Annotated in this window: 8 protein-coding genes; 3 read left to right on the forward strand and 5 right to left on the reverse strand. The window is 70.1% G+C overall.

The genetic code is table 11. From position 1 onward, the window contains the following. Positions 1–332, reverse strand: a 332-nt coding sequence (locus FUT87_RS09270; protein WP_147240847.1) for a LytTR family DNA-binding domain-containing protein, incomplete at its 3' end; no start/stop codon positions are given. 73 nt (positions 333–405) lie between these two features. Further along, positions 406–1545, reverse strand: coding sequence for a sensor histidine kinase (locus FUT87_RS09275; RefSeq protein WP_186830449.1), 1140 nt, complete (start codon positions 1543–1545; stop codon positions 406–408). A 208-nt stretch (positions 1546–1753) separates the two neighbouring features. Between FUT87_RS09275 and FUT87_RS09280 the strand changes: the two genes are divergently transcribed. The 3 genes from FUT87_RS09280 (at position 1754) to FUT87_RS09290 (ending at position 4169) form a co-directional block, all read left to right on the forward strand. After that, positions 1754–2119: a YciI family protein gene (locus FUT87_RS09280; protein WP_091730979.1), complete on the forward strand. Its 366-nt coding sequence runs from the start codon at positions 1754–1756 to the stop codon at positions 2117–2119. Positions 2120–2312: 193 nt separating this feature from the next. After that, the gene (locus tag FUT87_RS09285) at positions 2313–2723 is read left to right on the forward strand and encodes a VOC family protein (RefSeq protein WP_091730975.1); all 411 of its coding nucleotides are present in this window, start codon (positions 2313–2315) and stop codon (positions 2721–2723) included. A 141-nt stretch (positions 2724–2864) separates the two neighbouring features. Then, a complete protein-coding gene (locus FUT87_RS09290; RefSeq protein WP_147240849.1) occupies positions 2865–4169 on the forward strand; it encodes an RNA polymerase sigma factor in 1305 nt (434 codons plus the stop codon). Between the two features lie 12 nt (positions 4170–4181). Here FUT87_RS09290 and FUT87_RS09295 read toward each other — a convergent pair whose 3' ends face one another. The 3 genes from FUT87_RS09295 to FUT87_RS09305 form a co-directional block, all read right to left on the reverse strand. Then, positions 4182–4604 (reverse strand): PIN domain-containing protein, encoded by a 423-nt coding sequence (locus tag FUT87_RS09295; protein WP_147240850.1) that lies wholly within the window; start codon positions 4602–4604, stop codon positions 4182–4184. Beyond that, positions 4585–4890, reverse strand: coding sequence for a hypothetical protein (locus FUT87_RS09300; protein ID WP_147240851.1), 306 nt, complete (start codon positions 4888–4890; stop codon positions 4585–4587). Before FUT87_RS09300 ends, FUT87_RS09295 begins: the two co-directional genes overlap by 20 nt. Positions 4891–5060: 170 nt before the next feature. Further along, positions 5061–5740 (reverse strand): GGDEF domain-containing protein (locus FUT87_RS09305; RefSeq protein WP_147240852.1); only part of this gene is annotated, 680 nt, incomplete at its 5' end.

The raw sequence follows: 5740 nt of genomic DNA on the forward strand, positions 1-5740 counted from the left end.
CGGCCCAGCCGCTCCGGCTCCACCGGCTTGAGCACGTAGTCGATCGCTTCCTGCTCGAAGGCCTGCACCGCGTACTGGTCATAGGCGGTGACGAAGACGACGCGGGTCGCGCCCTCGATGCCCTCGGCGACTTCCAGGCCGGTCAGGCCCGGCATCTGGATGTCGAGGAAGGCCAGGTCCGGCCGCAGCGCGGCGATCCGCTCGGCCGCCTCCGAACCGTTGCGGGCGACGTGGACGACGTTCAGCTCGGGCCAGACGGCGGCCAGCTGCGCGGCGAGCGCGCGGGCCAGGTGGGGTTCGTCGTCGGCGATCAGGGCGGTGGGTGCGGTCATGGTCGGAGAGGCAAATGGAAGGGAGCGAAGGACGCAGCGAATGAGGGCGGCAGGGCAGTGGCGGTGGCGACGTTCAGCCGTCCAGCGGCACGCGCAGCGTGACGAGGCATCCCGGCTCGGCGGCCACCAGGTCCAGCGACGCACGGTCGCCGTAATGCGTCATCAAGCGCTCGCGCAGGTTGGACAGGGCGATGCCGTTGCCCGCGCGGCGCGACGCGCCCGGCCCCACCCCGTCGTCCCGGACCTCGACAACCAGGAAGCCGGCGCGCAGCGCCGCATCGACCTGGACCGTCCCGCCGTCGATCTTCGGCTCCAGGCCGTGGTGCACCGCGTTCTCCACCAGCGGCTGCAGCAGCATCGGCGGCAGCATCACCGCGCGGGCCTCAGGGGTGGCACGGACCTCGAAGCGCAGCCGGTCCTCCATGCGCGTGCGCAGCACCGTCAGGTAGGCCTCGGCCAGCGCGAGCTCGTCCTCCAGCGGACCGGTCTCGCGCCGCAGGCCACCGAGCGAGGCCCGCAGGTAGGCCGTGAAGGCGCCCAGCATGTCCTTGGCCTTGGCCGCGTCGTAATCGATCAGCGAGTGGACGTTCGCCAGTGTGTTGAACAGGAAATGCGGCTCGATCTGGCCCTGCAGCAGGCGCAGCTGGGCCTCGGTGGCGCGGCGCTCGGCCTTGAGCTGCCGGTTCTTCGACGCGAACCAGTGATGCAGCACGAAGGTGATGCCCAGCGACAGCACCGAGGTGATGCCGATGACCTTGCCGCCCTGCGCCCAGTCCAGCCGGACCCAGGAGGTGAGCCCCGCGAGCCACATGCCGGGCAGCCAGCCGATCACGGTGCCGAGGATGGGCACGCCGGAGAAGAACAGCGTGCGGCGCCAGTCGCTCCATTGGCGGATGCGGGCGCGGCCGCCCAGGCGCGGCGTCAGGATCGCGAAGAGCACCTGGATGACCACGCCGATGGTGAGGCACACCGTCAGGTTCTTCCCGTACCACCATCCCCAGAGGCGCAGGTCGAACCAGTCCACCACCCGGAAGTTCATGACGAACCCCAGCAGGGTGAAGCCGGCCGAGAGCGCGGCGCAGAAGACCAGGGTCCAGATCCATTGCATCCAGGCGGGGCCGCTCGGCTGGACATCGTTGCTGATCCAGGCATGCCAGGAGGCACGCAGGCGACGGGCATCGCGCCAGAGCGGTCGGGACGGGGCGGGAGTCATGCGGTGCAGTGTAGGAAGCGGTCGAACGCCGGCCGCCCGGGGAAACGACGGATCGACAGTCCGCTGGATGGATCGACGGCCGGTGGCGCGGACGCCCGCCCCGGCGCCGCCGATGCCCCTGACCTTCGGCTGGACATCCGGTCCATGGTGTCCAATAGCCCGCTGATCCGCCTCCCCGGCATTTCGCCCGCATCCCACGGAGACCCGCATGAGCTACATCCTGCTGATCAACGAACCTGTCGGCCAACGCGAGGCGCGCACGCCGGAAGAGGGCCGCGAGGCCTATGCGCGCATGACCGCCTTCGCCGGCCAGTTGCAGGCGCAAGGCCTGCTGCAGGCGGCGCAGTCGCTGCAGTCGGTCAACGGCTCGACCCGCGTCGCCAAGCGCGACGGCCGCATGACGACGATCGACGGCCCCTTCGCCGAGGCCAAGGAGATGGTCGGCGGCTTCTTCTGGCTGAACGTGAAGACCCGCGAGGAGGCGCTGGCGATCGCCCGCGAATGCCCGGCCGCCGAATGGTGCACGGTGGAAGTGCGCTCGCTGGTGCCCTGCTACGAGGAATCGAAGGCCTGAGGGCGCTCCGGGACAGCTCGTCCCGGTTTTTCTCGCTGATCGCGTCGAGACCTGTCGAAACCGGCGGGCCTGGGCCGTCGTGCCAGTGTGGACGCCCCGGAAGGACCGGGGCGCCGCCCGCCGGAGGGCACGATGCGACCGCTTCTTCACCCGCTCGGGCTCGACCCCCTCACCCCGCTTCAGGACAAGCACCATGCGCCACAAACAAATCTTCGTGAACCTGCCCGTCAAGGACGTCGAGCGCAGCAAGCGCTTCTACAGCGCGATGGGTTACGAATTCAACCCGCAGTTCTCCAACGAGCAGGCGCTGTCGATGGTCATCTCGGACGACATCTACGCGATGCTGCTGGTCGAGGAGTTCTTCCAGACCTTCACGCCGCGCAAGATCTCGGACGCGCACACCACGACCGAAGTGCTGACCTGCCTGTCCTGCGAGAGCAAGGCGCAGGTGGACGAGCTGATCGCCAAGGCCCGGGCCGCCGGCGGCACCGTGCCGCGCGAGCCGCAGGACATGGGCTTCATGTACTCCCAGGCCTATGCCGACCCGGACGGGCACATCTGGGAGCTGATGTACATGGACATCACGCAGTTCCCCGGCGCCTGAGCCACTGCGGGCGCCGCCGGGCGGCGACATCGCCGTCGCCGCCGAAGCCAGCGGTCCGGCGCCCGGTCGCATGCCCGGCACGCGCGACATGCGCGGCATGCGGAGCGGCATCCCCGCCGCCCAGGCCGTACGATCGCGCGCATGACCGACGAGACCCATCGCGCGATCACCACCGTCTGGCGGCAGGAGTCCGCCAAGATCATCGGTGCCCTGTCACGGCTGACCCGCGACGTGTCGCTGGCGGAGGAGCTGGCGCAGGACGCGCTGGTGGCCGCGCTGGAGACCTGGCCGAGGCAGGGCCTGCCCGACAAGCCGGCGGCCTGGCTGATGACCACCGCCAAGCACCGGGCGCTGGACCGGCTGCGCCATGTGAAGCTCAGCGGCGACAAGCTCGAGCAGCTGGGGCATGAACTCGATGCGCGCGAGGCGATGATCGTGCCGGACTTCGTCGACGACCTGGACGACGAGCGCGCCGCGCGGGAGATCGGCGACGACGTGCTGCGGCTGATGTTCTGCGCCTGCCACCCGGTGCTGGGGCTGGAGGCGCGGGTGGCGCTGACCCTGAAGATGGTGGCCGGCCTGACGACCGGCGAGATCGCCCGCGCCTACCTGCAGTCGGAGCCGACGGTGGCGCAGCGGCTGGTCCGCGCCAAGCGCACGCTGGGCGAGGCGAACGTGCCCTTCGAGCTGCCGCGCGGCGAGGCCCTGACCGGCCGCCTGGCGGCGGTGCTGGAGGTGCTCTACCTGATCTTCAACGAGGGCTACGCCGCCACCAGCGGCGAGCGCTGGATCCGTCAGGACCTGTGCGACGAGGCGCTGCGGCTGGCGCGGATGCTGGTGCGGCTGGCGCCGCGCGAGGGCGAGGTCCACGGGCTGCTGGCGCTGATGGAACTGCAGGCTTCGCGGGCCTCGGCGCGCGTCGATGCGCAGGGGCAGCCGGTGCTGCTGCTGGAGCAGGACCGGTCGACCTGGGATCAGGGATCGATCGAGCGGGGGCTGGCGGCGCTGGCCACCGCCGAGCGGCTGGCCGCCGAGCCCGGGGACGAGGCGGGTGCCGGCGAGGGTCCGGGGCCGTACGCGCTGCAGGCGGCGATCGCGGCCTGCCACGCGCGGGCACGGCGCGCCGAGGACACCGACTGGCCGCGCATCGCGGCCCTCTACGAGGTGCTGGCGATCCGGCAGCCTTCGCCGGTGGTGGAGCTGAATCGCGCGGTGGCGCTGTCGATGGCCTTCGGGCCGGCGGTCGGTCTGGAGATCGTCGACCAGCTGATGGAGGAGCCGGCGCTGAAGCAGTACCCCTGGCTGCCGAGCGTGCGTGCCGACCTGCTCGCCAGGCTGGGACGCAATGCCGAGGCGAAAGAGGAATTCGAGCGCGCCGCCGCGATGACCGCCAATGCGCGGGAACGGGAGCTGCTGCTCAGGCGGGCGAGAGAGCAGGGGCACTGAGGGCCCCGCAGCTCAGAACACGCGCACACCGACACGCTCCGCCGCGGCAATCAAGCCCCGATCCTTGGTCGCGATCGACGCGCCCGTGGCCAGCGCCAGGTCCAGATACAGCAGGTCAAAGCCTTGCACATGGCGCTTGACCGCGGCGTCCACATGCTCGAGCAAGGGCGTGATCTCGGGATGCAGGACCACGCGATAGGACTCGATCATGGCCGCGTAGTCCTGGACGGTCCCCGGCGGCCAGCCCCCTGATCGACTCCGCTTGAGCAGCGAGTGAGCGCATTCGGCGTGGAACACATACGGCGCGATGAGATAGGCCTCATCGTTAGCAAGCGCTCGGCCGAGCTTGGCGGCGTAGTCATGCAGGTCCGGCCCTTGGTCCAGCGCTTCGATCCAGCCCAGCGCGACGTTCGCGTCAACAACCACCGCAACCATGGCGCATCTCCATCAGCGCACCCTGCAGCTCACCCGCACGCGGCGGATAGTTCAGGACATCGGGATTGCGGGCGTAGATCGCGATCAATCGTTCGGGCAGGTCGAACGGTCGGGCATCCTCCCCTGGCGCGACGACCCGCTTCCGGGAGCGGCAGTCGATCAGCGATTGAACGTAGTCGAGTCGTCGTCGACCGGCATCGGTCAACGGACCCGGAATGGAAGGAAACCTCGGATCTCCCATCGGGGCGATCCGTCCCGACGATCCGGCAGCATGGGCATCAGTCATGAAACCTCCTGGCAGGCAAGGTGCGAAAGAGGTTTCCATTCTTGGCACCGATCGAACCGGTCGACCTTCACCCACGGCGCGTTTTCGGCGAAACCGCCACGCAGGTTCTTGTGTATTTGCGCCGACGCCGTCGCCCGACGGCCCCGATGAACACGGTCCTTCCGGCCGATTCAATCCGGCGCGTCGCCCTCGCCTTCGCTCTCGTCGGTGAGGCGCACGCCGGCGCCCTGGCGCTCGCGCTTGGCGGCGTACATCGCGGCATCGCTGCGCGCCATCAGCGTCTCCAGCGTGTCGCCCTCCTGCCGCTGCGCGGCCCCGATGCTGATGCTCACGCGCAGGCCGTCCGACACCGCGTTCCAGTCGTGCCGGCGCACCGCCTCGTCCAGCCGGCGACAGGCCTGCTGCGCGACCTCCTCGGTCGCGCCGCGCAGCAGCAGCACGAACTCGTCACCGGCCAGGCGCGCCGCGACGTCGTGCTCCCGCACATGCTGGCGCATCAGCCGCGCGATCTGGCTCAGCACCTGGTCCCCGACCAGGTGCGAGTGCTGGTCGTTCACCTGCTTGAAGTGGTCGACGTCGATCAAGGCCAGGCTCACCACGCCGCCGGCCGCGAGCTGCGCCCGCGCGTGATCCTCGAAGCTGCGGCGATTGGCGAGCTCCGTCAGCGGATCCTCCATCGACAGCTTCTCCAACCGCTGCGCCTCGCTGGCGAGTTGCACGCGGTCGCGCTCGCTGCGGCGCGCGTCGAGCTGCCATTGCACCGTCGACTCGCGGCTTGCGAGGCTGGCGATCCGCACCCGCGCCTCGGCGCTCGCGCAGCGCGCGCAGGCGCTGGTGGCGGGCTGGAAGA

The organism is Mitsuaria sp. TWR114 (assembly GCF_007997345.1).

Coding starts and splice junctions, on each gene's coding strand:
- FUT87_RS09290 (WP_147240849.1), top strand. CDS start 2,865: ATGACCGACGAGACCCATCGCGCGATCACCACCGTCTGGCGGCAGGAG.
- FUT87_RS09280 (WP_091730979.1), top strand. CDS start 1,754: ATGAGCTACATCCTGCTGATCAACGAACCTGTCGGCCAACGCGAGGCG.
- FUT87_RS09295 (WP_147240850.1), bottom strand. CDS start 4,604: ATGGTTGCGGTGGTTGTTGACGCGAACGTCGCGCTGGGCTGGATCGAA.
- FUT87_RS09285 (WP_091730975.1), top strand. CDS start 2,313: ATGCGCCACAAACAAATCTTCGTGAACCTGCCCGTCAAGGACGTCGAG.
- FUT87_RS09275 (WP_186830449.1), bottom strand. CDS start 1,545: ATGACTCCCGCCCCGTCCCGACCGCTCTGGCGCGATGCCCGTCGCCTG.
- FUT87_RS09300 (WP_147240851.1), bottom strand. CDS start 4,890: ATGACTGATGCCCATGCTGCCGGATCGTCGGGACGGATCGCCCCGATG.